Annotated in this window: 21 protein-coding genes; 12 read left to right on the forward strand and 9 right to left on the reverse strand. The window is 65.3% G+C overall.

The window, feature by feature from the left end; all coding sequences use genetic code 11:
• Positions 1 to 104 precede the first annotated feature (104 nt).
• The 4 genes from AC1RBA_RS11195 to gdhA all read left to right on the forward strand — a co-directional run bounded on the left by AC1RBA_RS11195 (position 105) and on the right by gdhA (position 5,175).
• Positions 105 to 743, forward strand: coding sequence for a TetR/AcrR family transcriptional regulator (locus AC1RBA_RS11195; RefSeq protein ID WP_492418196.1), 639 nt, complete (start codon positions 105 to 107; stop codon positions 741 to 743).
• 88 nt (positions 744 to 831) lie between these two features.
• Entirely contained in the window at positions 832 to 2,193 is a 1,362-nt protein-coding gene (trhP, locus tag AC1RBA_RS11200) for a prephenate-dependent tRNA uridine(34) hydroxylase TrhP (RefSeq protein ID WP_230506785.1), read from the forward strand.
• 184 nt (positions 2,194 to 2,377) lie between these two features.
• Positions 2,378 to 3,625 carry a DUF819 family protein gene (locus tag AC1RBA_RS11205; protein ID WP_070292436.1) on the forward strand — a complete coding sequence of 416 codons (1,248 nt, stop codon included), beginning with the start codon at positions 2,378 to 2,380 and terminating at the stop codon, positions 3,623 to 3,625.
• A gap of 206 nt (positions 3,626 to 3,831) precedes the next feature.
• On the forward strand, positions 3,832 to 5,175 hold the full coding sequence (gene gdhA, locus AC1RBA_RS11210) for an NADP-specific glutamate dehydrogenase (RefSeq protein ID WP_492418198.1): 1,344 nt from the start codon (positions 3,832 to 3,834) through the stop codon (positions 5,173 to 5,175).
• 95 nt (positions 5,176 to 5,270) lie between these two features.
• Here gdhA and AC1RBA_RS11215 read toward each other — a convergent pair whose 3' ends face one another.
• Positions 5,271 to 5,828 carry a flavin reductase family protein gene (locus AC1RBA_RS11215; RefSeq protein ID WP_070217670.1) on the reverse strand — a complete coding sequence of 186 codons (558 nt, stop codon included), beginning with the start codon at positions 5,826 to 5,828 and terminating at the stop codon, positions 5,271 to 5,273.
• A gap of 175 nt (positions 5,829 to 6,003) precedes the next feature.
• Between AC1RBA_RS11215 and AC1RBA_RS11220 the strand changes: the two genes are divergently transcribed.
• Positions 6,004 to 6,633 carry a head GIN domain-containing protein gene (locus AC1RBA_RS11220; protein ID WP_070217672.1) on the forward strand — a complete coding sequence of 210 codons (630 nt, stop codon included), beginning with the start codon at positions 6,004 to 6,006 and terminating at the stop codon, positions 6,631 to 6,633.
• A 42-nt stretch (positions 6,634 to 6,675) separates the two neighbouring features.
• Positions 6,676 to 7,476 (forward strand): enoyl-CoA hydratase, encoded by an 801-nt coding sequence (locus tag AC1RBA_RS11225; protein WP_070217674.1) that lies wholly within the window; start codon positions 6,676 to 6,678, stop codon positions 7,474 to 7,476.
• A 1-nt stretch (position 7,477) separates the two neighbouring features.
• On the opposite strand, the gene AC1RBA_RS11230 is transcribed toward AC1RBA_RS11225, so the two are convergent.
• From AC1RBA_RS11230 to AC1RBA_RS11250, 5 genes are all read right to left on the reverse strand, one after another.
• Positions 7,478 to 8,215: an AIM24 family protein gene (locus tag AC1RBA_RS11230; protein WP_070217678.1), complete on the reverse strand. Its 738-nt coding sequence runs from the start codon at positions 8,213 to 8,215 to the stop codon at positions 7,478 to 7,480.
• Positions 8,216 to 8,218: 3 nt separating this feature from the next.
• Positions 8,219 to 8,860, reverse strand: a complete 642-nt coding sequence (locus tag AC1RBA_RS11235; protein ID WP_034784288.1) for an AIM24 family protein — start codon at positions 8,858 to 8,860, stop codon at positions 8,219 to 8,221.
• A 17-nt stretch (positions 8,861 to 8,877) separates the two neighbouring features.
• On the reverse strand, positions 8,878 to 9,495 hold the full coding sequence (locus tag AC1RBA_RS11240) for an AIM24 family protein (protein WP_070217680.1): 618 nt from the start codon (positions 9,493 to 9,495) through the stop codon (positions 8,878 to 8,880).
• A gap of 156 nt (positions 9,496 to 9,651) precedes the next feature.
• The gene (locus AC1RBA_RS11245) at positions 9,652 to 12,816 is read right to left on the reverse strand and encodes a S8 family serine peptidase (RefSeq protein WP_492418201.1); all 3,165 of its coding nucleotides are present in this window, start codon (positions 12,814 to 12,816) and stop codon (positions 9,652 to 9,654) included.
• A 1-nt stretch (position 12,817) separates the two neighbouring features.
• On the reverse strand, positions 12,818 to 13,633 hold the full coding sequence (locus tag AC1RBA_RS11250; RefSeq protein ID WP_492418203.1) for an NF038120 family PEP-CTERM protein: 816 nt from the start codon (positions 13,631 to 13,633) through the stop codon (positions 12,818 to 12,820).
• A 441-nt stretch (positions 13,634 to 14,074) separates the two neighbouring features.
• On the opposite strand from AC1RBA_RS11250, the gene AC1RBA_RS11255 reads away from it, so the two are divergent.
• The gene (locus AC1RBA_RS11255) at positions 14,075 to 14,986 is read left to right on the forward strand and encodes a histidine kinase (RefSeq protein ID WP_492418205.1); all 912 of its coding nucleotides are present in this window, start codon (positions 14,075 to 14,077) and stop codon (positions 14,984 to 14,986) included.
• Between the two features lie 8 nt (positions 14,987 to 14,994).
• Positions 14,995 to 15,642 carry a response regulator gene (locus AC1RBA_RS11260; protein ID WP_492418206.1) on the forward strand — a complete coding sequence of 216 codons (648 nt, stop codon included), beginning with the start codon at positions 14,995 to 14,997 and terminating at the stop codon, positions 15,640 to 15,642.
• Here the strand turns inward: AC1RBA_RS11260 and AC1RBA_RS11265 are convergent.
• A complete protein-coding gene (locus AC1RBA_RS11265) occupies positions 15,639 to 18,128 on the reverse strand; it encodes a TonB-dependent receptor (RefSeq protein ID WP_492418208.1) in 2,490 nt (829 codons plus the stop codon). The two genes, AC1RBA_RS11260 and AC1RBA_RS11265, sit on opposite strands and share 4 nt — an antisense overlap.
• A 106-nt stretch (positions 18,129 to 18,234) precedes the next feature.
• On the reverse strand, positions 18,235 to 18,696 hold the full coding sequence (locus AC1RBA_RS11270; RefSeq protein WP_070217690.1) for an Lrp/AsnC family transcriptional regulator: 462 nt from the start codon (positions 18,694 to 18,696) through the stop codon (positions 18,235 to 18,237).
• A gap of 99 nt (positions 18,697 to 18,795) precedes the next feature.
• On the opposite strand from AC1RBA_RS11270, the gene ilvB reads away from it, so the two are divergent.
• Positions 18,796 to 20,544, forward strand: coding sequence for a biosynthetic-type acetolactate synthase large subunit (gene ilvB / locus AC1RBA_RS11275; protein WP_492418210.1), 1,749 nt, complete (start codon positions 18,796 to 18,798; stop codon positions 20,542 to 20,544).
• 211 nt (positions 20,545 to 20,755) lie between these two features.
• Here the strand turns inward: ilvB and AC1RBA_RS11280 are convergent, their stop codons facing one another.
• Positions 20,756 to 21,613 (reverse strand): helix-turn-helix domain-containing protein, encoded by an 858-nt coding sequence (locus AC1RBA_RS11280; RefSeq protein ID WP_492418212.1) that lies wholly within the window; start codon positions 21,611 to 21,613, stop codon positions 20,756 to 20,758.
• 135 nt (positions 21,614 to 21,748) lie between these two features.
• On the opposite strand from AC1RBA_RS11280, the gene AC1RBA_RS11285 reads away from it, so the two are divergent.
• The 3 genes from AC1RBA_RS11285 to AC1RBA_RS11295 are packed head-to-tail and all read left to right on the forward strand — an operon-like array spanning position 21,749 to position 24,041.
• Positions 21,749 to 23,188, forward strand: coding sequence for a cytochrome P450 (locus tag AC1RBA_RS11285; RefSeq protein WP_492418214.1), 1,440 nt, complete (start codon positions 21,749 to 21,751; stop codon positions 23,186 to 23,188).
• Between the two features lie 35 nt (positions 23,189 to 23,223).
• Positions 23,224 to 23,685 carry a GNAT family N-acetyltransferase gene (locus tag AC1RBA_RS11290; RefSeq protein ID WP_492418216.1) on the forward strand — a complete coding sequence of 154 codons (462 nt, stop codon included), beginning with the start codon at positions 23,224 to 23,226 and terminating at the stop codon, positions 23,683 to 23,685.
• Positions 23,682 to 24,041: a nucleotide pyrophosphohydrolase gene (locus AC1RBA_RS11295; protein WP_492418217.1), complete on the forward strand. Its 360-nt coding sequence runs from the start codon at positions 23,682 to 23,684 to the stop codon at positions 24,039 to 24,041. The genes AC1RBA_RS11290 and AC1RBA_RS11295 overlap by 4 nt, the downstream gene beginning before the upstream one ends.
• The last annotated feature ends 12 nt before the right edge of the window (positions 24,042 to 24,053 follow it).

The following is a 24,053-nucleotide window of genomic DNA, read 5'->3' on the forward strand; positions in this document are numbered from 1 at the left end:
TACTCAATCTAAATATGTACTCAGTACATAAATAGTACGCCCAGCCTGGCTGCACCATCAAGCCTTATCTGTACTCAGTACACTTCGTGTATGATCGCAGCAACATGACGATTCCTTCCGACCTCCGCTCCCGCAAACGCCTTGCCACCCGGCAAACCATCTCGAATGCCGCCACGCGTTTGTTTTTCGTGCGCGGCTTCGAGCAGGTGACGGTGGACGAGATCGCGGCGGCTGCCAGCGTGGGACGCATGACGGTGTTCAACCACTTCCCCCGCAAGGAAGACATGTTCTTCGACCGCGAGGAAGAGGGACGCGAACTGCTACGCGCCGCCTTGCGCCAGCGCGATCCCATGGTGCCCCCGGTCGAAACGCTGCGCCTGCTGGCGCACCGCCTGGTGGCCGAAGACAGTCCCTACGTCACGTTTTCCGCCGCCGGCCAGGGTTTTATTGCCACCATCGAGGCCAGCGAGACCCTGAAAGCGCGGGCGCGGGCGATCCGCGACGAGTTGGCGCAAGTGGTGGCAACGGCGCTGACCGACAGCACGGGGCGCGACGCGCACGATCCCCAGGCCCGGCTGGCGGCCAGCCTGCTGCTGGCCACCTGGAGCACGGCCCTGATCGAAGCGCACCGCGCCTTCGCGCGGCATGGCGACGCGCAGCTGGCCAAGGCCCGCTTCCTGGCCCTGGTGGACCAGGGGCATGTCGGCCTGAAGGCAGCGTTGGCGGGCACGCCTTACGTCTGACGTTTCCGGGCATCGGATGTCAATCCCTTGACCCAAGGCAAGGCAATCTGGCGCCAGCCCGCCTACAATCGCCGGCTTTGCCCATCCCATGCGCCACGCTCCCGAACTCCTCCTGCCTGCCGGCTCCCTGGCCAAGATGCATGCCGCCTTCGACTATGGCGCCGACGCCGTCTACGCGGGCCAGCCGCGCTACAGCTTGCGCGTGCGCAATAACGATTTTTCGACCTTGCAAGCCTTGCAGGAGGGCATTGATGGCGCGCATGCGCGGGGCAAGCAATTCTTTGTCGCCAGCAATATCTTCGCCCACAACGCCAAGCTGAAGACGTATTTGCGCGACATGGAACCGGTGATCGCCATGCGCCCCGACGCCCTGATCATGGCCGATCCGGGCCTGATCATGATGGTGCGCGACAAGTGGCCGGAGATTCCCGTGCACTTATCGGTGCAGGCGAATGCCGTCAACTGGGCCGACGTGAAGTTCTGGCACCGCATGGGATTGACGCGCGTGATCCTGTCGCGCGAACTGTCGCTCGACGAGATCGAGGAAATCCGCCAGCGCTGCCCGGAAATGGAACTCGAAGTGTTCGTCCATGGCGCCTTGTGCATCGCCTATTCGGGCCGCTGCCTGCTGTCCGGCTATTTCAACCACCGCGACCCGAACCAGGGCACGTGCACGAATTCCTGCCGCTGGGATTACAAGGTGAAAAATGCCGCCGAAGACGCCAGCGGCGACCTGGGCGGCATGCAGGTAGTGCCGCTGGAATTTCATCAGGCGCTGGCCGAGGCGGACAACAATGCCTTTTCCGCCCTGCACCAGCAGCCGCGCCACCCGCTGGCCGACCAGCCCTACTTCATCGAAGAAGCGCAGCGGCCGGGCCAGCTGATGCCGATACTCGAAGACGAGCACGGCACCTACATCATGAATTCGAAGGACTTGCGCGCCGTCGAACACATCGAGCGCCTGGTCAAGATCGGCGTCGATTCGCTGAAGGTCGAAGGCCGCACCAAGTCGCTGTACTACGCGGCGCGCACGGCGCAAGTCTACCGCCAGGCCATCGACGACGCGGTGGCGGGCCGCCCCTTCGATATCAGCCTGCTGGGCCAGCTGCAAGGCCTGGCCAACCGCGGCTACACGGACGGTTTTTACCAGCGCCACCACACGCAGACGCACCAGAACTACATGCGCGGCGCGTCCGAGGCGGACCGCAGCCAATATGTGGGCGACGTGCTGGACGTGACGGATGGCTGGGCCAGGGTGGACGTGAAAAACCGCTTTGCCGTGGGCGACCGCATCGAAGCCCTGCATCCGGGCGGCAACCGCGACTTCACCATTACCCGCATGCTGGCCGACGACGGCAGCGAAATCCAGGTGGCGCCCGGCAGCGGCCACTTCGTGCGCATCGAACTCGACGGGGCGCTAAATAAAGCCTTGCTGGCGCGCTATTTGTAACCGCCAGTCTGGCGGCGGCATCGGCAAACCAGTCAGCAAGTGTTTGATTTGACAAGAGAAGTTTCGATTGCTAGCGCCTAAATAATTTGTTTAGGCTTCAACATTGCTATACGATACGGCCACCCTGCGCCCGGGGGCCTGATCGGCATCCCGGGCATCCCTGACACGTTCACCGGAATCCCCGATGCCACCTGCCACCTCTGCCCTGATCACCAATGACGCCGTCGTCCTCGGCCTGCTCGCCATGACCCTGGGGGGCGTCTTCTGGACCGCCTCGCGCGCCAACGGCTTCTGGAAAAAGTTTTATACCTATATCCCGTCGCTGCTGATGTGCTACCTGATCCCGGCGCTGCTCAATACCTTCGGCATCATCGACGGCAACGCCTCCGGCCTGTACGCCGTGGCGCGCGACTACCTGCTGCCCAGCGCCCTGGTCCTGCTGTGCGTGGCCATCGATTTCGGCGGCATTATCCGCCTGGGCCCCAAGGCCATCATCATGTTTTTGACCGGCACCCTCGGCGTCATGCTGGGCGCCCTCGTCTCGTTCGAGGCGCTGCGTTTGATCCACCCGGAAACGGTGGCGGGCGACACCTGGCGCGGCATGACGACTGTCGCCGGTTCGTGGATAGGCGGCGGCGCCAACCAGGCGGCCATGAAGGAAGTATTTGAAGTGGACGCCACCCTATTCGGCCAGTTCGTCGCCGTCGACGTGCTGGTGGCCAACGTCTGGACGGCCGTGCTGCTGTTCCTGGCCGGCCGCGCGGGCGCCTTCGACCGCTGGACCGGTGCCGACTTGACGGCCATCAATGCGCTCAAGGACAGCATCGAAAGCTACCGGGCCCAGCATGCACGCGTCGCCAATCTGACCGACATCATGATCATCCTCGGCGTGGGCCTGGGCGTGACGGGCCTGTCGCATTTCCTGGCCGGCCCCATCATCAGCTGGATCACCACCCTGCCGGCAGAATGGCGCCTGCAGGATTACAGCCTGACGTCGAACTTCTTCTGGATCGTCGTGCTCGCCACCACCTTCGGCCTGCTGCTGAGTTTTACCCGGGCGCGCAGCCTGGAAGGCGCGGGCGCCTCGACCATCGGCTCGGCCATGCTGTACGTGCTGGTGGCCACCATCGGCATGCACATGGACTTGAAAGCCCTGTTCGACAAGCCTTTCCTGTTCCTGCTGGGCCTGATCTGGATCGCCGTGCATGGCGGCCTGATGCTGCTCGTCGCCAAGCTGATCCGCGCGCCGCTGTTCTTCATGGCCGTCGGATCGCAGGCGAACATCGGCGGCGCCGCCTCGGCCCCCGTCATCGCCAGCGCCTTCCACCCGGCCCTGGCGCCCGTGGGCGTCCTGCTGGCCGTGCTCGGCTATGCGCTGGGCACCTATGGCGCCTACATCACGGGCTTGATCCTGCGCAGCATGGCGGGGTGATGCCCACCCGGCTTGAGCAGCCAAACTTGCCACGACAACGCCAGCCTTCGGGCTGGCGTTGTCGTTTACTGCTCGCATCGGCCGCAGTGTCCTGAAAACTCCCCATAATGTAGCAGAAACCCCTCAAAACCAAACTTCCGCACCATTTTTGTGCGAAATCTGCGATGATAGTTGCCCAAATAACCGATTACCTCCATGGAATTCTGATGAAATACGCATCTGCTCACGAGTATGTCCAGCATGTCGCCGCACGCAATCCAGGTCAGCCCGAGTTTCTGCAAGCCGTCACCGAAGTCATGGAGAGCTTGTGGCCGTTCCTGGAACAGCACCCGAAATACGCGGAACAAGGCTTGCTGGAACGCTTGATCGAGCCGGAGCGCGTGGTGATGTTCCGCGTGTCGTGGGTCGATGACCATGGGCAGGTGCAAGTCAATCGCGGCTACCGCATCCAGCACAGCATGGCCATCGGGCCGTACAAGGGCGGCATCCGCTTCCACCCTTCCGTCACCCTGTCCGTGCTGAAATTCCTTGCCTTCGAACAGACGTTCAAGAATGCGCTGACCACGTTACCGATGGGCGGCGGCAAGGGCGGCGCCGATTTCGATCCGAAGGGCAAGAGCCCGGGCGAAGTGATGCGCTTCTGCCAGGCGTTTGTCAGCGAACTGTTCCGTCACGTGGGTTCGGATACGGACGTGCCGGCCGGCGACATCGGCGTGGGCGGGCGCGAAGTGGGCTATATGGCCGGCATGATGAAAAAGCTCAGCAACCGCGCCGACTGCGTGTTTACGGGCAAGGGCGCCAGCTTCGGCGGCTCGCTGATGCGTCCGGAAGCGACGGGCTACGGCACCGTGTATTTTGCGCAAGAAATGCTGAAGACGCGGGGCCGCTCGTTCGAAGGCATGCGCGTGTCCGTTTCCGGCTCGGGCAACGTGGCGCAGTACGCGGTGGAAAAAGCCATGGCCATGGGCGCGAAAGTCATCACCGTCTCCGATTCGAGCGGCACCGTCATCGACGAAGACGGTTTTACGCCGGAAAAGCTGGCCATCCTGATGGAAGTCAAGAACCATTTGTATGGCCGCGTCAGCGATTACGCCGCGCGCACGGGCGTGCGCTTCGAAGCGGGCGTGTCGCCATGGCATGTGCCGGTCGACATCGCCCTGCCCTGCGCCACGCAAAATGAATTGCATATCGACGATGCGCGCCTGCTCATCGCCAATGGCGTGCAATGCGTGGCCGAAGGGGCCAACATGCCCACCACCATCGAAGCGGCCAAGGCCTTCGAGGCGGCTGGCGTGCTGTACGCGCCGGGGAAGGCCAGCAATGCGGGCGGCGTGGCCACTTCCGGCCTGGAAATGAGCCAGAACGCGGCCCGCATTTCCTGGCCGCGCGAAGAAGTCGACGCGCGTTTGCTGCAGATCATGCAAGGCATCCATGCCGCGTGCAAGCAATACGGCACGCGCGCCGACGGCACGGTCAGCTACGTCGATGGCGCGAATATCGCCGGCTTCGTCAAAGTGGCCGATGCGATGCTGGCGCAGGGGGTGATTTAACCGTAGGTCGGCTTAGCGCGAAGCGCGTAAGCCGACACCACCGCAAGCGTCAACAATGTCGTCGGATTACGCGCGGCGTTGCCGCGCTAATCCGACTACAACATCTCGGGCTTCATCAGGCTCTTGCGGCTGATGGTCCGGCCCGACACCATGAACTCGCCGTTGCCCCGGTAGTGCAGGGTTTCGGGCAGCTTGGGCGAGGTGGCCACGTGGGCTTTCACGCACTCGAAGATGAAGAAGCCGCCCTTCGGGTTGCCCGCCACCTGGGCCAGCTTGCATTCGAAGTTGGCATAGCACTCGGCGATCAGCGGCGCGCCCACCAGCTCGGCCGGCTGCGGCGTCAGGCCGAAGGCCGTGAACTTGTCCGTGTCTTCGCCGCTGCAATTGCCGATAGCGACCACCTGATCGACCATGTCGGCCGTGGGCAGGTTGATCACGCACTCCATGCTGCGCTTAATCATTTCATAGCTGTGGTTCGCGTCGGAAATAAAACAGCCGAGCAAGGATGGCGTAAATTCCATCAGCATATGCCAGGCCATGGTCATGACGTCGCTTTCGCCCTGCCACGTTGAACTGACGAGCACCACCGGGCCAGGCTCGAGGAAGCGGCGGATATCGGCGACGGGATAATCTTCTTTGTGATAATTTTTCATCTGCTCTCCAGGACGCGGTACGCCATAGCATAGACCAACGGCGCCTTTGCGGGCGCGCGGCTGGGCGATGGCGGCGTGTCATCCGCGCCGCGATTTGCGCCGTTCATCGCAAATTTCTCCCCGTTGGAGATGTTGCAACATAGAATACACTGATCAACTACTCAAGGAAACCGCCATGCGTCCTCTGTTCCTGTTGCCACTCCTATCCTTCGCTTGCCTCGCTACCGTCGCGCATGCCGACGAGCAAACCCGCACGGTCGCCGCCTTCAACGCCATCGATATTCGCGGCCCCATCAGCATGGAAGTGGAATCGGGCAAGGAGCAAAGCCTGCTGCTGCGCGGCGACCAGAAATTCCTCAGCGGCGTCATCACGGAAGTGGTCGATGGCGAGCTGAAAATTTCCATGAAGGATAAAGATATCAAGAAGACCGAGGGCGACCCGCGCATCATCATCACCATGCCCACCTTGCGCAAGCTGATCGCGGAAGGCGCGGGCGAGAAGATCTTGACCAAGCTCAATGGTCCAAGAGTCGACATCAGCTACAAGGGCGCGGGCCGCCTGGCCGCCGATGGCCAGGTCGACTGGCTGCGCCTGAAGGCGCAGGGCGTGGGCGAAGTCGATACGAAAGCCTTGCTGGCGAAAAACGTCGACGTCAATTTCGAGGGCATCGGCTCCGTCAAAGTGTATTCCTCGGGCGAGCTGAACGCCGTGGTGCGCGGCATGGGCGAACTGACGTATTACGGCAAGCCGAAGATCGTGCACAAGTCGATCGCCGGCATCGGCAGCGTGAATGCCGCCAAGTAAGCTTTTCCATAAAAACAAGGCCATCAGGCCACTGGAGACCGCATGACCGCTTTACAAGATAACGATGCGCCGCTGGTGCTGCGCGAGGACGAGGGTGGGCTCGTCACCCTGCGCCTGAACCGTCCCCTGCAATTCAATGCCTTGTCGGAAGCCATGCTGGCCGCGCTGCAGGAAGCGTTTGATGCCATCGCGCAGCAGCCGCACGTACGCTGCGTGGTGCTGGCCGCCGAAGGCAAGGCGTTTTGCGCGGGCCACGATTTGCGCCAGATGCAGGCCACGCGCCAGCTTGATTACTATCAAACCCTGTTCGCGCAATGCTCGCGCGTGATGCAAGCCATTCAAACCTTGCCCGTGCCCGTGATCGCCCGCGTGCATGGCATCGCCACGGCGGCCGGCTGCCAGCTGGTCGCCAGCTGCGACCTGGCCGTGGCGGGCGCGTCCGCCCGCTTTGCCGTGTCCGGCATCAACGTGGGCCTGTTTTGCGCCACGCCGTCCGTCGCCCTGTCGCGCAATGTGTCGCCCAAGCGGGCTTTCGACATGCTGGTGACGGGCCGCTTCATCGACGCCGACACGGCCGCCGACTGGGGCCTGATCAATGAAACGGTAGCCGACGCGGCGCTCGACGAGGCCGTGGCGCGCCTGGCGCAGCAGATCATGGCGAAAAGCCCGACGGCCATCCGCTACGGCAAGCAGATGTTCTACCGGCAGCGCCAGCTGCCGCTGGACGAGGCGTATGCGTACGCGGGCGACGTGATGGCGCGCAATATGATGGAAGAGGATGCGGAGGAAGGCGTGAGCGCCTTCCTTGAAAAGCGGCCGCCCGGCTGGGCGACCGTCAAGTAGCTTAACGCTCCTGTTTTAGTTGCTGCTGCACGGAAAGACTCAAGGTACCGAGGTCTTCCTTGCCCAGCAGCGGCAATTGCGCCAGCAGCTGCATCAGGGCCGAGCTGCCCGTCACGTCCAGCTCGGACGACTGCACCAGCACCGTGCCGGCACCCGTGAAGTCGATCTGCTTTTCCTCGCCCGACAGGGTAAAACCCGTGAGCGCGCCGGCGGCCGAGGCCCAGCCCTGCACGTGGGCGTAATCGTAGTGATACGAGGGGCTGGGGCAATCGGCCCAGCCCAGCACGGCCTGCTCGTCCACGCGGCACGGCAACTCGAGGAAATGCACGGGGCCGTTCGACGAGGCGATCACTTTACCGGTGCCTATCATGGTCAGATAGCCGGGCAAGGTCGATTCCTGGCAAATCACGTCCTTGGTAAACCCCAGCAGGTTTTTCGCGCGGATGGTCATGTTGGCGTTGTCCAGGTCGTAGCACGCCAGGTCGTTGCCGTTGTCGCCCAGGATCAACTGGCCCTGGCCTTGTGCCACGACAAAGTGGTGCACGTATTTCGGTGCATTGAAGGCATTGCGCACGATCAAGTCGAGCACGCTGCTGCCCATGGCTTCGAAGCGCAGCTCGCCATAAAAGGCGATCATCTTGCCCTTGCGAATGAAGATCTGTTCCTTGACGTCGATGACATACGAAAAACGGTTCAGGTTATCGTTCTTCGGCAAGGTATCGGGGTTGTAAATCGTCATGGCTTACCTTTCGCTCGCTTGGATGTAGACCGTGCCCTGGCCCGTAAATTTCACCTGGTACGATTCGCCGGACGCCTGGCCGACAAAGGTTTTCCAGTTCAGGTCCGTGACGATGGTCGAGCTCAGCTGGCCCGTGTGGCCGATATACGCTTGCGGGTCGACGAAGACGGGCACGTCCGGCGTGACGGGCAAGCCGATGGCATTGCCGTCGGACAAAATCGCCACTTCGCCCGTGCCTTGCAAGGTGGTGGTAAACAAGCCCTGGCCCGAGGCCATGCCGCGCACCACGCCCTGCACGCCGCCCTGGTTGCCGAGGAACATGGTGCCGGCCGTCAGGCGCGCATCGAAGGCCAGCAGGGAGTCGCTTTCCACATAGAACGTTTCGCCGCGCACGGGCACGATGGTGACGAACAGGCCGCCCTGCGCGTAAAACACGCTGCCCGTGCCGCGCGCCGACATCAGGGCATAGCCCTCGTTCGTGACGGCGCGCATGGCCAGGCTTTGCACGCCCTGGCCGGCCAGGAAGGAGCGGCTGAACGCCACGTCGCCCTGGTAGGACACCATGGCGCCCTTGCGGGCGAACACTTCTTCATTGCCGAGTTTAACCTCGAGCATCTTTTCATTGATCTGCTGATAGACAGGCATCGCGGGTCCTCGCTGACTTAACGTTCGGCGGGCTGGATGAACACCACGCCCTGGCCTGTGAATTTGTGCTGGTACGATTCGCCCGAGCTCTGGCCGATCATGGTGCGCCAGTTGACATCAAAAACGAATTCCTGGCGGATATCGCCCTTGAAGCCGACGAAGGCGTCCGGGTCCACGCGCAGCGGGTGCGCCGGCGTCACTTCCAGCATGATCAGGTTGCCGCGCGAAATGACGGCCAGGTTGCCGTGGCCTTCGACGGTGGTGGAAAACAGGCCCTGGCCGGAACTGGCGCCGCGCAGGCCCGCAAAGCTGGTGCCCGTCTTCAGGCTCGTGTCGTAGGCCAGCAGGCTGCTGCTTTCGATGGTCAGCTTTTCGCCGGCCAGCGCCATGACGGTGATTTCGGCCGCGTTCTGCGCGAAAAACACGGTACCCGTGCCGGCGGCCTGCATCACCTGCATGCCTTCGTTCGTCACCTTGCGCTTGAGCGCGCCGAAGAGGCCCTCGCCGCCCAGCAGGGATTTTTCAAATTTGATGCTGCCCGTATAGGCGACCATCGCGCCGGCAATCGCCAGCACTTTTTCATCCTGCAGGCGCACTTCCAGCAGGCGGTCGGTATTGGTGCGGAAACTGGTCACGCGCGACTCCCCAAGAATGCCAGGGCACAAAGCCATGGCTATCCGACAAGATACCGGGGGCGTTACCGCCATGCAAGTGCTATTCCTCCCGAACGGGGGCGTGCATAAAAAAAAGGCGTGCCAGGAGGCACGCCTTGCGTTCACGAAAAGAACGGTTTATTCAGCCAGCACCGGCCTGGCGGCGCGCGCGTTCTGGAACAGCGGCACGGGATCGTTGGTATTGACCTCGACCACCGTGACGCCCTGCACCACGCCAGCGACCTGGTAGCCGACGGCGCCCAGGTGACGCTTGCCTTCGGCCAGGTTGGACCAGCTCAGGGAGACCGTCGCCGTGCCGCCCGTGTAGGCCGTGCCCGGCATCAGCGCCTTGAAGTTGCCGTTGTTCAAGCCCGGCGCCAGCACCCACGACGACAGGGTGTAGTCGGCCTGGCCGTTTTGCGGCGCAAAGCCGATCACGCACACCTTGTACGTGCCGGCGGCCGGCAGGCGCAGTTCCACCTGCTCATTGGAACTTTCATTGCCGCTGCTGCCGACCAGTACATTGGCGGCGTTGTAGACCTCCATGTCCATGTCGGTATTCGCGCCGCCCGTCGTTTCCGCGTCGTAGGTGGCAAAGCGCGCCGCCAGGGTGCCGGCCGGGATCACCACGTTGTGCACGTTCACACCCGTGGCGCCGCCCGCCTTGCAGGCAGCCGATGCGGCAGCGCCCGTCGTCGCCTGGCCGATCGTGCGCGTCTGGCGCACGGCTTCGACGAGACCCGACTTGACGCCGACCAGCGCCCCCGAGAAGCCCGTGCCCAGGGTCAGCACCTTGCTGCCCGTGGCCGCTTCGCTGCTGACCAGCGGAATGGCGGCCAGCGAGGTGCCGCGCGCCGTCAGCGGGCTGCGCACCGTATGCGTGCCATCCGTCCAGCTCAGGGCGCCGTAGGTCCAGGTATTGGCCGGCGCCGTGGTGCGCGTCAGCTTGACCTGGTACTGCGCCTTGGCGCCCGGCGCCAGGCTCAGGCTCGTTGGCGTCACCGCCACCGTGTAGCCGGGCAGGCTGGCCGAGACGTTGTAGACGGCGCTGCTGGCACCCACGTTGGTCACCGTGCGCGTCAGCACTTGCGTGCCCAGTACGTTGGCCGCCGTCAGCGACGCCAGATTCAGGTTGTAGGCGGGAATGGTGCCGACGGCCTGGCAGGTGGCGGGACTGTAGACCTTCAGGTTCAGGCCGCACAGGAAACGCGCATAGTCGATTTCCGACACGTCGTACACGAGCCCGGGATCGGCGGCGCCGTTCGGCGCGATGTGGCCGGCACCCTGGCCCCACGGCAACTGGCCCGAGTTCTTCGCCGTGGCATCCCACGACACGGAACCGTTCAAGCCATCGGGATACGTGCTGAACGCCGTCGTCATCAGCGCCGACTTGATGGCCGCGGGCGACCAGCTCGGATGCTGCTGCTTGAGCAGCGCCGCCACGCCGGCCACGTGCGGACTGGCCATCGAGGTGCCGGAATAGAAATCCCACTCCGCTGCTGGCGCCACACCACCGGCGGCCACGGCATCGCGCTGCGCCGGCGTCAGGTCGGCCGTCACGCCGGCCAGGATGTTGGTGCCGGGCGCCGACAGGTCGGGTTTCAGGATGTTCGCGTTGGCCACGTTCGGCCCGCGCGAGGAGCGGTCGCTGACGATCGGCGCCTGCACCGTGGTGTCGGCGATGGTGTGGATTTCGCCCAATGCCGCCGTGCCGTCCGGATTGGCCGCCATGAAAGCCTTCAGCGCGTCGCCCTGCGCCTGCGCCAGGTGCACCGTCGACAGCACGTGCGCCTGATTGATGATGGTATTGGCGCCGCCGACCACGTTGGCGATGACCACGCCCGCCGCGCCCGCCGTCTTGGCATTCGCGCTCTTGTTGACCAGCACATTGCCGCCGCGGTCGCACACGAGTATCTTGCCCGCCACTTTCGCCGGGTCCAGATAAGCCGGTGCGGCATCGGCCGCGCCGAAGCAGCGCAGCAGATTGACGTCCGTCGGCGGCACGCCGGCCAGGCCCGCGTCGCGCGAGCGGATCAGCGGCAGCGCCGGCGTCTTCGCGTTGCTCGATGCGCCTTCCAGCTTGCTGCCGTTGCTGAGGATGACGTTGCCCGCGTACAGGCGGTTGTGGGTGGAATTGGCCACCGTTGCCAGCCAGGGGCTGATGTGCGAGACGGGCGCCGGCACGTCGGGCGCGGGCGTGGATGGACCGGAATTGCCGCCTGAGGTGGCGACAAACACGCCGGCCGCCGCCGCGCCAAGGAAGGCGACTTCCGTCGGTTCGTCGAAGGCGCCGCCGCCCGCGTTCGGGCCGATGGAGAAGTTAATGACGTTGACGCCATCCTTGACCGCCTGGTCGATGGCGGCCACGCTGTCGGCCGTGGCGCAGCCGTTGCGGCCAGTCGACGCGGCCGTCCAGCAGACTTTATAGGCGGCGATACGGGCGCGCGGCGCCATGCCCGAGGCCTTGCCCAGCGACACACCGTTCGAGGTGGCGATGGCGCCATTGTTGCCGCCGGCCGTGGAGGCCGTGTGCGTGCCATGGCCGCCGTGGCCCGTCAGGCCGGCGACGGAATCGCGCGGCGACAGGAATTCCGTCCAGTGCAGCGCCGCCGTGGAAGCGCGGTAGTAGCGCGCGCCGATCAGCTTGTTGTTGCAATTCTCGGCGGAGAATCCCTCGCCCGTCTGGCACGTGCCTTGCCAGCTGGCCGGCGGCGCGCCGTACACGACATTGCTGCCGCTGTGGCTGGGCACGCCGTTCTCGTCAAGGCGGTCGGCAAAGGCCGTGTTCTCGGGCCAGATGCCGCTGTCGACGATGCCGATGACGATGTCTTCGCCCGCGTGCGCCTTGCCGCCCAGCTGCTCCCACAGGCCGCCCGGCTTGTCCAGGCCCAGGAAGCTGGGCGTGTAGGTGGTGTCGAGCTGCAGGATGGAGTCGGCGCTGATGCTGGCCACGCCGCTGTTTTTCTTCAGGGCCCGCACTTCATCGTCCGTCAGCAAGGCGGAAAAACCGTTGAAGACGACGCTGTACTGGTGCGTGATTTCTGCCGCGCTGACGGTGCCGGCCACGGCGGCCTGCTTGCTGTCGAGGTAGCTCAAATAGGCCTGCACGTCGGCGGCGCCCACATTGATGCGCGCGCCCGGGGCCGGCTTGGTGGCGGCCAGGCCGTCAACCTGGCCCGTGTAGGTGGCGGCCGGCTTGTCGACCAGCTGCACGATGTAGGAACGGCGTTCCTGCGCCTGCGCCGTTTGCGCCAGGCTGGCGGCCAGCAGGAGGATGGCGAGTGAAACGGGACGTAACTTCATCTCACGCTCCTTGCACGGTGAACGCGGCGACCTTGCCGCTGCGGCGGCGCGACAGCATGCCGATGGCGCCCAGGCCGGCCAGCAGCAGCATGTAGGTCGACGGTTCCGGCACGGCGCTGACGTTGATATTATCGAGCGCAAACTGGCCCTGGTTAAAGGCCGGGAAATCGATGGAATTGCTGCACACGCCGGTGTCATTGAAAATGCAGGCGTTGAAGGTCAGGCCCGTAAACGCATAGTTGCTGAAACCGCCCAGCAGGGAAGCGCCCTGGAAATGGTAATTGCCATCGCTGCCCTGGCCGGGAAACGCCAGCGAGGTGCTGACCACCTGGCCGTTGCTGAGGGTGCCGCTCAGCTGCAGTTCGCCCCACTGCATGTTGGGCAAGCCGGAGACGGGCGCGATGAAGGAATAGTCGAATCCGGCCAGGCTGAACGCCTGGCGGTCGGCACGCGCGAAATTTACGCCGCCATCGTTGAGGATGGCCAGGTAGTTGCCGGTGGCACCCTGCGGGCAGGCGGCGATATCGCACGACGAACCCGCGCGGCCATCGAGGATGGCACCCACGCCGCTGACGCCGCCGCCGGCAGCCGTGGTCGGGTCGGCCAGGAACCGCAGATTGTAGCTCGACGTATTGAGCGTCTGGCCGCTTTCATACACGTCGGGACGCAAATTATCGAAGGTCAAAACATCGGCCATGGTCGGCGCCGAGACCAGCACGGACACGGCGGCCAGCGCGGCCAGGACGGTGGTGCGGCCGCGGGTAGCGGGTGGATAGACGGTGGCGGGTGATACCCGCGCATGTGATGGACGATTCATTCTATTCCCTTGTTTGTTGTGGATAGATAGGTCGGCAGGTCTGGTGCCCGCTTTCAGCTTTTTCACAAAAGTGTCAACAAATATAGCAAATCGCATAAAACAAATATCATATTTTTAATATCATTTATTTATTTTTTATCTAAGCCTGCGAAACTTTGTTTTGTTTTATCTATGAAAGTTTGAGTAAGCTCAACGTTACATTGGAACAACAATGCATCGCACTGCAGGCGTGCGCGCCAGCGTGCCGGCGCGACTTCAGATAAGCTCGAAAACCGTGCCTGCGGCCAGCGCAAGCGCCCACCGTCACATCGCGGTACACCTGTTCCATCCTGGAACAGTCATCCCCTCCCCTGCCCCGCATGACGCGCCCCCAGAGGCCCCTGCGCCGGTGGCATGAAGCTTGCACAACAAAGAGATCGACCGTGCTCAGGGAGCAGCATCATGGAACACTACCAACTGGCCGGCAGCGGCCGCGCAGGCACGCGGCCGGCCCGGCGCATCCTCGTGTGCTGCGCGCTGGCACTGGCTTTTTTCCTGCTGGCCGCCAGGCTGGACCTGGCCGAACGGCTGACGCACGCGCTCTGGCGCCACGAACGCTGGCAACTCGATGAACTGGCCATGAGCCTGTTGCTGCTGGCGCTGGCGCTGGCCGGCTTTGCCGTGCGGCGCGGACGCCAGGTGGCGCTGCTGCTGGCGCAAAACCGCGCCCTCACGCAGCGCCTGCTGCGCACGCAGGAAGAGGAGCGCTGCGCGCTGGCGCGCGAGCTGCACGATGAAGTGGGACAGGATTGTACGGCCATCCGCGCCGCCGCCAGCTACATCCTGCGCGCGCGCGACGGCGATCAGGCGAACGTGCAGGCCTGCGCCGCCAGCATCGCCCGCTCGTCGGAAGCGCTGCACGCGATGGTGCGCACGATGCTGCGCCGGCTGCGCCCGCCCGTGCTCGACAGCCTGGGATTGGCGCCGGCCCTGCAGGCGCTGTGCGACAGCTGGGCCCAGCAGCACGGCATCGCCTGCCATTTCGCGCCGCACGCCGTCCCCGCCAGCCTCGACGACTGCACCGCCACCGCCGTCTACCGCCTGGTGCAGGAAGGCTTGACGAACGTGGCGCGCCACGCGGGCGCCGACCGTGCCACGGTGGAATTGCGCGCCGATGCGCACGGCGTGCTGCACCTGACCATCGAAGACAATGGCCAGGGTTTGTGTCCGGATAAAACGCCAGCAGATGGCTTCGGCATGCTGGGCATGCGCGAGCGCGTGGCCGGCCTGCGCGGCCATATCCGCTGGATCAGCGCGCTGGGCAAGGGCTTGCGCATCGAAGTGGCGATGCCGCTGGCGGCCGGTGCGGCATGAACGCGGCCATGCCCCCGATCAGCGTGATGCTGGTCGATGACCACCCGGTGGTGCGCACGGGCTACCGCCGGCTGCTGGAACAGGGCGGCGATATCGCCGTCGTGGCCGAGGCGGGCAATGGCGAGACGGCATATGCCCTGCACCTGGAGCACGCGCCCGACGTCTGCGTGACGGATTTGTCCATGCCCGGCATCGGCGGCCTGGAATTGTTGCGCAAGCTGCTGGCCCGCGACGCAGGCGCGCGCGTGCTCGTGTTTACCATGCACGACACGCCGCAACTGATCGCGCGCGCGTTGGACGGCGGCGCCTGCGGCTTCGTCAGCAAGCAAGCCGACCCGGAACACCTGGTCGACGCCGTGCGCGCCGCCCACGCGGGCCGCCGCTACCTCGATCCGCACAGCGCACCGGGCGTGCTGCACGGTACGGCCCGCATGGAAGCGGACCGTTTGAGCAGCCTGAGCCAGCGCGAATTCGAAATCTTCCGCCTGCTGGCCGAAGGCCGCAGCGCCGCTGACTGCGCCCGCCTGCTGCACCTGAGCAGCAAGACCGTGGCCAACCACCAGACCTGCATCAAGGAAAAGCTCGACGTGCCCGGCCCCGCCGCCCTCGTGCACCTGGCGCTGCGCAATGGCGTCATCGAGCACGTCCAGCCTTAAAACACGTAGCGCAGACCCGCATTCACGCTGCGCGGCGCGCCGGCCGCATAGAACGTCGCGTTGACCATCGGATAGCCGCCGTTCATGGCGGGCAATGGCCGGGCGGCAAAATTGCCGTTGGCGTCGAAGCCCGTGGCGCCCAGTTGGGCCGCCGTCGCGTACTGGCGGTCGAACAGATTATTCACCTGGGCGAACACGCTGAGCCGTGGCGTCAGCTGAACCTTGCCGTTCAGCTCCACCACGGCGTAGCCGCCGCTCTTGCCGGAACCCAGGTATGCCGGGCCGCCCGCCTGGTGCCGGTTGTTCTCGTTGCCGCGCGCGTAGGAACTCGACACGGCCGTCATGGCCAGGCCCACCGTCCAGTCGCGTCCGCCCTGATAGTCCACGTGCGCCTTGAAGATATGGCTCGGTGTCAGCGGAATGCGGTTGCCGGGCGTGATGACGATATTGCCTTCCAGGCCGGGCGCCTGCGCATCGCTGCTGCTGTTGGCGCTGCCGTTGACGAGCTCGCGGCTTTGATACGTCGCCTGCAGCCACGTGTAGTTGACGCCGAAGTCCAGCGCACCGGCCTTGCCACCCGCCGCCAGTTCCACGCCCTGGTGGCGCGTCTTGCCGAAATTCTTGAAGTAGCCGAAACCGGCCTGATTGTTGGCCACGAACAGGATATCGTCGTGGTTTTCCGCGCGGAACACGCCGGCGCTCCAGCGGGCCACGTCGGCGAGCTTGCCGCGCAGGCCCGCTTCCCACGTCTTGGTGACGACCTGTTTCAAGGGCGGATCGCCCGCCATGGCGTTGGGCAGGCGGCACGGGTTGTCCGGGTCGGCGCAGCCGAGTTCGATGGCCGTCGGCGTGCGGCTGCCTTCGTTGTAGCCGAGATAGGCGCTCACGCCATCGGCCGGCGCATAGGCCAGGCCGATGGCGGGATTGAAGCGGCTGAAACGGTGGTCGCCATCGAGCGAGCCGCTGCCGCCGCCGGGCGTGATGGCGTCGCGGTTGCGCACGGTGCTGCGGTTGTAGCGGCCGGAAACGGTCAAGGTCAATGCTTGATTCAGCGCAATGCTGTCGCTCGCATACACGCTCCACGTGCGCATGCGCCCGCTCAAGTCGACGCGGTTGTCGACGGGCGTGCCGTCGTCGTCGATTTCCGTACCGTCGGCAAAGAAGTCGACGGGCGTGATGCTGCGGTCCGGGTTCAGATAGCCGAACTGGCTGGTCTGGCGAAACGTGGCGTGGCTGGCATCGAAGGCGGCGCCGACCGTGACGGCGTGGCGCTGCCCGGCCAGGTCGGCCAGCGCCGTGAACTGACCCGACAAACCATAGTTTTCCTGCTGCGTATGGCTGCGGTTGAGCATGCCGTTGCATTTTTCGGCCGGTTCATCGTTCAGCAGCACGTTGCCGATGCAGCGCCACTTCGGGAAAGGCGTATTCGACGCGTTCGCCCCGCTGGCGGGAAAGCCCGTGTAGCCGGCCGCCGCCAGGGCCGCCCGCTCGGCCGCGCCGGGCTGGTAGACGGACTGGTCGAGCGACTCGTCGTTCAAGTCGCCATTGAACGTGTGCGTGTCGATCTTGCGGTAGTACACATTGCCGGACAAGAGCAAGCCAGCGCCGGCTTGGTGCTTGCCCGTCACATTCAGCAGGGTCGACTTGTTTTCCGTCAAATCGGGCTTGGTGTAGACGCTGCGGTAATCGCGCGCCAGCAGACGCTGCTCCTGCAAGCCGTTGCCCGTCAGCGCATTGTCCGCGTGGGCCACGGTGACGGCGATGTCCGTGCGCGCATCGCTCCAGCCCAGCTTGCCGAAGACCTGGTGCACGTCGGACGGGGAATCGTCGCGCCAGCCGTCTTCCTTGAAACGGTTGCCCGTCACGTACCAGTGCCAGCCGCTGGCATGGCTGCCGCCATGCTCGACCTCGACGCCGCGACGTTGATCGGAACCCAGGCGCGCCTCGACGGCGGTGCCGGGACTGGTCTTGCCATCCTTGGTCTGCAGGGCCAGCGCGCCGCCCAGGGTGTTCAGGCCGAACAGGGGGTTCGAGCCGGGCATCAGGGTCAGCGAGGCGATGGCCATGCGCGGGATCAAATCCCAGCTGACGACATCGCCAAACGGCTGGTTCAGCCGCATGCCGTCGAGGTACACGGAAAGTCCTTGCGGCGTGCCCAGCAGGGGCGAGGCCGTGTAGCCGCGGTAGCTGACGTCGGGCTGGAAGGGGTTGTTCTGCACCTCGTTCACATAGACGCTGCCCAGGTTGCGGCGCAGGAAGGCGGAGATATCGAGCGCGCCGCTGCCGGCGATCTGCTGCGCGCCGGCCGTCTGCACGGGCGCGGCGAAGGCATCGCGCGGCTGCTCCACGGTGGGCAGCGGCATGCTGCCCGTGATAATGACGGTGGGCAAATCGTACGCCGGGTCCAGGTTGGCAGGATGGGCAAGCTCGGCGGCTTGCGCCTGGCACAGCGCCATGGCGGCCGCCGCGAATAAGGTCAGTCTCATGCATATCCCCGATTTATCGTGTTTTTTATTACTGCCCAGTATCGGACAGCCACCGGGGGATGGCCTAGGGAAAAACTCCCGCCGTGCTGGGAAGGGATAACAAAAGTCAGCGCTGCAAGGGAAGATAGCTTTGCTTGAGCTGGCGCAACACGAAACTCGATTTGCTGTGGCGGATGCCGGGGATTTTATACAGGCGCTCGCGCAGCAGCCGTTCATAGTCGCGCGTGTCGCTCACGGCGATGCGCAGGTAGTAGTCGTAGTCGCCGGAGACGAGGAACGCTTCGAGCACCTCCGGGATCATGGCCAGCGCGTGGCCGAATTCAAACAGGGCCTGGTCGGAATGGTCGTCCAGGGTGACTTGCACGATGACGGTATCGGCCAATCCCACCTTGGCCGCGTTGACGTTCACCGTATAACCCTCGATGACGCCATCGTCTTCCATGCGCTTGATGCGCGCCCAGCATGGCGACGAGGTCAGGCCCACCTTGGCGCTCAGGTCGTGCAGACTGATGCGGGCGTCCTGCTGCAGGGCCGTCAGGATGGCGAGGTCGAATTTGTCGAGCTTCATTCTGTTAATTCCTTATTTCACAGCAAATTTTGCTGAATACTGCATTCTATACGAGAAAACCAGCAGCCTTTTCTGCCGCATCAGGCAGAAAATAAGGCCATGAAACCCGATCCAGCTCCCCTCCTCGCCCGCGCATCCCATAACGGCGCCAGCACCCTGATCGACACCCTGCTGGCGCTGGGCGTCGACACCGTCTTCGGCTATCCGGGCGGCGCCGTGCTGCCTCTGTACGATGCGCTGCACGCCCAGCCCCGCCTGCGCCATATTCTCGTGCGCCACGAACAGGCGGCCGTGCACGCGGCCGAAGGCTATGCGCGCAGCACGGGCCGGCCCGGCGTCGTCTTCGTCACGTCCGGCCCCGGCATGAGCAATACCACCACGGGCTTGCTCGACGCCCTGTGCGATTCGATCCCCGTCATCTGCATCAGCGGCCAGGTGGCCACCACCAGCATCGGCACGGCCGCCTTCCAGGAATGCGACGCGCTGGGCATTTCGCGCCCCGTCACCAAGTGGAACCGGCAAATCCGCGCGGCAGAGGAAACGGCGGCCGTCGTGCGCGAGGCGTACGCGCAAGCCACGCAAGGCCGGCCCGGCCCCGTGCTGGTCGACTTTCCCAAGGATCTGCAGCTGGCGCCGGTGCGGGAAGCGACGGTGCTGGCCCCTGCCACGCCGGCCCCGATGCCGATGCCGGCAGCCTCCGATCTTGAACGGGCCGCCAGCCTGATCGCCGCCGCGCGCCAGCCCGTGTTCTATGGCGGCGGGGGCCTCGTCAATTCCGGCCCCGCCGCCTGCGCCGCCTTCGGCCAGCTGGTGAAACTGGCGGCCGCGCCGTGCACCCTGACCTTATTGGGCCTGGGCGCCTTTCCCGCCTCGCACCCGGCCTTCCTGGGCATGCTGGGCATGCACGGCACCCTGGAAGCGAACCTGGCGATGCACCATGCGGACCTGATCGTCTGCGTGGGTGCCCGCTTCGACGACCGGGTGACGGGCAGGCTCGACGCCTTTTGTCCCGGCGCAAAGGTCATCCACGTCGATATCGATCCGGCGTCGATCCACAAGGTGGTGCGCGCCGACGTGGCCCTGCGCGGCGACTGCGCGCCCGTGCTGAATGCCCTGCTGGCGCAGCTGCGCGGGCGATTGCTGGCGGACCGCCAGCCGTGGTGGCAGCGCATCGACGGCTGGCGCACGCAGGACTCGCTGGCGTTCGACGACACGCCCGACGTCATCGCGCCGCAGGCGCTGATGCGGCGGCTGCAGGCAGCGCTGGACAGCATGGATGGCGGGGACGCCATCGTCTCCACCGACGTGGGCCAGCATCAGATGTGGGCGGCGCAGCACCTGCGCTTCGAGCAGCCGCGCCGCTGGCTGACCTCGGGCGGCGCCGGCACCATGGGCTATGGCTTGCCGGCCGCCATCGGCGCGCAGATCGCCCACCCGGACAAGTGCGTCGTGTGCGTCAGCGGCGACGCCTCGATCCTGATGAATATCCAGGAACTGGCCACGGCCGTGCAGCACCGCCTGCCCGTGAAAGTGGTGCTGTCGAACAATGGCTACATGGGCATGGTGCGCCAGTGGCAGGAACTGATACACGGCGGGCGCTACAGCCACAGCTACACGGAAGCGCTGCCCGACTTCGTCGCCCTGGCGCGCGCGTTCGGCTGGCAGGCGCACACGGTGAGCCGGCGCGAAGACCTCGACGGGGCACTGGCGGCCTGCCTGGCGTCCGAAGGCCCGTACTTCCTCGACGTGCGCGTGCACGGCGCGGAAAACTGCTTCCCCATGATGGCCCCCGGCGCGGGGCACCATGAAGTAACCTTATCCAAGGGCAAAATGTACAGCGGACGGTAGGTCGGATTACGCGAGGCGAAGCCTCGCTAATCCGACTTACGCCAACCTCCCATATGAAGCCCGGCACGAGGCGCCATGAAGCTGCCTGATCAAGGGCAAAATGTACAGCGGCCGGCAGGTCGGATTAGCGGGGCAACGCCTCGCGTAATCCGACACCACCACCGGCCGCGCCAACGATGTGGTCGGATTACGCTCTACGAGCTCATCCGACCTACGCCCATATCCGGTAGATCCAGTAGCTTTCATCTTCTTTCATGGCGCGCGCCAGTTCCGTGGGACTCAAGCCCGTGATTTCGCGCGTCTCGCGGCAGAAATGCGCCTGGTCGGCGTAGCCGCCGCTGGCGGCGACGTCGGACCATGACGCCGTGCCCTGCAGGATGGCGCCGCGCTCGTCGAGGAACAGCTGTTCCGCGCGGCGCATACGGCGCAAGGTGCGCATGGGCTGGCCGGCCCAGGCCTTGATGCGGCGCTCGATGTTGCGCGCGCTGCTGGCCAGGCCCGTCGATGCGGCCTGCACGCCCAGCCGGCGCACCCAGTCCTGGATGGCGCCGGCCGGTTGGTCGCCGTTCTTGCGCGCCAGCAGCCAGCGCGGCGCCAGAAAATCCTCCACCAGCCTGACGCGGGCGGCATCGTCCGGCGCGGCCAGCACGGCGTCGGACAGGGACAGCCAGTCGGCATCGAACAGCGCGCCGAGGGGGCGGAACTGGTCCAGCAAGGCATCCATCGATATGCCCGTCAACGCATGCAGGGCGGCCGGATAAAACATCACGATAAACGAATGCACGGGGCCGGGGTTGTAGCTGACCAGCGGATACGAACGGGGGCCGCCGAACAGCGCGGGCGGCATGCGCACGTCCGCCAGCGACAGGCCCGGCGCGGCCGCTTCCACGTGGCCGGCGACGGTCCAGACGATGCTGCACATGGGCGCGGCGGGAAAGCGGTTCAGGCGCTGCGCCGGCGGCAAGGGCGCGCAGCCCGTGGTGTCGCGCACGAGGATGGCGCGCACGCAGGAAGCGAGCGCGGCGCGCGGGGCGATCAAACGGGTCAGGGGCGTAGGGGCGGCTGGCATGGCGACGATTGTACCGGCAATTTCTGGCCGCGCACGATGTCGTATTCGTTCAATACAAACGGGCCGCAATCGCGTAGAGTGTGGCCATTATTGCAAGCAATCCTCGTACTTTTACCGTATCGACAGGAGATGTTCATGCCGCCACTCGACCACGCCGCCCCCGCCGTCGCCACGCCCCTGCGCCAGATCCGCCGCCTGCCGGGGCCCTTCGCCTTGCCCATCGTCGGCAACAGCCTGCAGCTCAAACTCACGCGCATCCACCGCGACGTGGAACAATGGGTACAGCGCTACGGCCCCTTCATGCGCGCCTGGTTCGGCCGCACCCTGGTACTGGTGGTGGCCGACAGCGAGGCCGTCGGCGCCGTGCTGCGCGACCGGCCCGACGGTTTTCGCCGCCCCCTGAGCAGTTCGGTGGTCTCCGACGAAATGGGCGGCGTGCCCGGCCTGTTCCTGGCCGAGGGCACGGAATGGCGCAACCAGCGCCGCATGGTCATGGCCGGCATGGCGCCGGGAGCCATCAAAGCCTACTTCCCCGCGCTGGTGACGGTGGCGCAGCGCCTGCAGCGGCGCTGGCATCTGGCCGCCACGCAAGGCCAGGCGATCGACCTCGATGGCGACCTGAAACGCTACACGGTCGACATCATCGCCGGCCTGGCCTTCGGCACGGAAGTCAATACGCTCGAATCGGGCGAAGACGTGATCCAGCGCCACATGGACGATATCCTGCCCGCCGTGGCGCGGCGCAGCCTGTCCATGTTCCCGTACTGGCGCTATGTCAAGCTGCCCATCGACCGCCGGCTGGACCGCGACGTGGCGGCCCTGTCCGCCGCCGTGGCGGACCTGGTGCAGCAGGCGCGCGCGCGCATGGCGCACGACCCGGCGCGCTGCGCGCATCCGCCCAACCTGCTCGAAGCCATGATCGCCGCCGCCGATCTGGAAGGCAGCGGCGTGACGGACCGCAACGTAGCCGGCAATGTGCTGACCATGCTGCTGGCGGGCGAGGATACGACGGCCAACACGGTGTCCTGGATGATTTATTTGCTGCAATGCAATCCGCAGACTCTGGCGAAGGCGCGCGAGGAAGTGCGGCGCCTGGCGCCCGACGCGGCCCAATTCACGATCGAGCAGATGGATAGCCTCGACTACCTGGGCGCCTGCGCCAGCGAAGCCATGCGCTTGAAGCCGGTGGCGCCCTTCCTGCCCGTCGAGGCGCTGCGCGACACGGTCATCGGCGACATCGCCGTGCCGGCCGGCACCCTCGTCTGGTGCGTGATGCGCAACGACACCGTATCGGATGCGCACTTTCCCGACCCGCTGGCCTTCCAGCCCGAGCGCTGGCTGGCCGACAGCGGCGAGGCCAACAACAAGCGCGCTTCGATGCCCTTCGGCGCCGGCTTGCGCACGTGCCCGGGCCGCTATCTGGCCTTGCTGGAAATCAAGATTGCCATGGCCATGCTGCTGGGCAGCTTCGACATCGCCGGCGTCGACACGCCCGATGGCGGCGAGGCGCAGGAACTGATGGGGTTTGTGATGTCGCCCATCGGCCTGACGATGCGCCTGGCGCGGCCGCAGTGATACCATGGGGGAATCTCAGTCAACGTGCTTTCCCCATGCAAATTCACCTGGAATCGCCGCAGCAAGCGGACGTGCAAACCCTGATCGCCGAGCTGGATGCCTATCAACAAACGCTGTATCCGGCCGAGTGCGTCTACTCGCTGGACCTGGCATCGTTGCCGCCGGAAACCCTGCTGTTTGCCGTCGCCCGCGATGCAGCAGGTGCGGCGCGCGCCTGCGGCGCCATCGTCGTCACGCCCGATTTCGGCGAGGTCAAGCGCATGTATGTGCACCCGGACAGCCGCGGCCTGGGCCTGGCCAAGCGCCTGCTGGCCCTGCTGGAAGAGCAGGCGCTGGCGCGCGGCTGCCGCTTGCTGACCCTGGAGACGGGCATCCACCAGCCCGAGGCCATCGCCCTGTACGCGCGCCACGGCTACCAGCGGCGCGGACCGTACGGCGACTATCCCGACGATCCGTTCAGTGTCTTCATGGAAAAACCGCTGCAGGCGGCCGCATGAGCGCCCCATCCGACAGCCTGCTCGACATCCGCGCGCGCCTGCGCGCCTTTGCCGACGAGCGCGACTGGGACCAGTTCCACACGCCGAAAAACCTGGCCATGGCCCTGTCCGTGGAAGTGGCGGAACTGGCCGAGCACTACCAGTGGCTGCCCACGGGCGCGGATAGCGAACTGGACGAAGCGAAACGCACGGGCATCCGCCACGAGCTGGCCGACGTACTGATGTATCTGGTGCGCCTGGCCGACAAGAGCGGCGTCGACCTGCACGCGGCCGTGCTGGAAAAGATGGCACTGAACGCGCAAAAATACCCGGCGCAGCAGGTACGTGGCGACGCGCGCAAATATAGCGAGTACTGATAGGCCCACCCG

This window comes from Janthinobacterium sp. GW823-FHT03B06, assembly GCF_058796955.1.

What these genes read in the sequence shown, in the direction of transcription:
- AC1RBA_RS11195 (WP_492418196.1), top strand. Translation starts at nt 105, where the DNA reads ATGACGATTCCTTCCGACCTCCGCTCCCGCAAACGCCTTGCCACCCGG.
- trhP (WP_230506785.1), top strand. Translation starts at nt 832, where the DNA reads ATGCGCCACGCTCCCGAACTCCTCCTGCCTGCCGGCTCCCTGGCCAAG.
- AC1RBA_RS11205 (WP_070292436.1), top strand. Translation starts at nt 2,378, where the DNA reads ATGCCACCTGCCACCTCTGCCCTGATCACCAATGACGCCGTCGTCCTC.
- gdhA (WP_492418198.1), top strand. Translation starts at nt 3,832, where the DNA reads ATGAAATACGCATCTGCTCACGAGTATGTCCAGCATGTCGCCGCACGC.
- AC1RBA_RS11215 (WP_070217670.1), bottom strand. Translation starts at nt 5,828, where the DNA reads ATGAAAAATTATCACAAAGAAGATTATCCCGTCGCCGATATCCGCCGC.
- AC1RBA_RS11220 (WP_070217672.1), top strand. Translation starts at nt 6,004, where the DNA reads ATGCGTCCTCTGTTCCTGTTGCCACTCCTATCCTTCGCTTGCCTCGCT.
- AC1RBA_RS11225 (WP_070217674.1), top strand. Translation starts at nt 6,676, where the DNA reads ATGACCGCTTTACAAGATAACGATGCGCCGCTGGTGCTGCGCGAGGAC.
- AC1RBA_RS11230 (WP_070217678.1), bottom strand. Translation starts at nt 8,215, where the DNA reads ATGACGATTTACAACCCCGATACCTTGCCGAAGAACGATAACCTGAAC.
- AC1RBA_RS11235 (WP_034784288.1), bottom strand. Translation starts at nt 8,860, where the DNA reads ATGCCTGTCTATCAGCAGATCAATGAAAAGATGCTCGAGGTTAAACTC.
- AC1RBA_RS11245 (WP_492418201.1), bottom strand. Translation starts at nt 12,816, where the DNA reads ATGAAGTTACGTCCCGTTTCACTCGCCATCCTCCTGCTGGCCGCCAGC.
- AC1RBA_RS11250 (WP_492418203.1), bottom strand. Translation starts at nt 13,633, where the DNA reads ATGAATCGTCCATCACATGCGCGGGTATCACCCGCCACCGTCTATCCA.
- AC1RBA_RS11255 (WP_492418205.1), top strand. Translation starts at nt 14,075, where the DNA reads ATGGAACACTACCAACTGGCCGGCAGCGGCCGCGCAGGCACGCGGCCG.
- AC1RBA_RS11260 (WP_492418206.1), top strand. Translation starts at nt 14,995, where the DNA reads ATGCCCCCGATCAGCGTGATGCTGGTCGATGACCACCCGGTGGTGCGC.
- AC1RBA_RS11265 (WP_492418208.1), bottom strand. Translation starts at nt 18,128, where the DNA reads ATGAGACTGACCTTATTCGCGGCGGCCGCCATGGCGCTGTGCCAGGCG.
- AC1RBA_RS11270 (WP_070217690.1), bottom strand. Translation starts at nt 18,696, where the DNA reads ATGAAGCTCGACAAATTCGACCTCGCCATCCTGACGGCCCTGCAGCAG.
- ilvB (WP_492418210.1), top strand. Translation starts at nt 18,796, where the DNA reads ATGAAACCCGATCCAGCTCCCCTCCTCGCCCGCGCATCCCATAACGGC.
- AC1RBA_RS11280 (WP_492418212.1), bottom strand. Translation starts at nt 21,613, where the DNA reads ATGCCAGCCGCCCCTACGCCCCTGACCCGTTTGATCGCCCCGCGCGCC.
- AC1RBA_RS11285 (WP_492418214.1), top strand. Translation starts at nt 21,749, where the DNA reads ATGCCGCCACTCGACCACGCCGCCCCCGCCGTCGCCACGCCCCTGCGC.
- AC1RBA_RS11290 (WP_492418216.1), top strand. Translation starts at nt 23,224, where the DNA reads ATGCAAATTCACCTGGAATCGCCGCAGCAAGCGGACGTGCAAACCCTG.
- AC1RBA_RS11295 (WP_492418217.1), top strand. Translation starts at nt 23,682, where the DNA reads ATGAGCGCCCCATCCGACAGCCTGCTCGACATCCGCGCGCGCCTGCGC.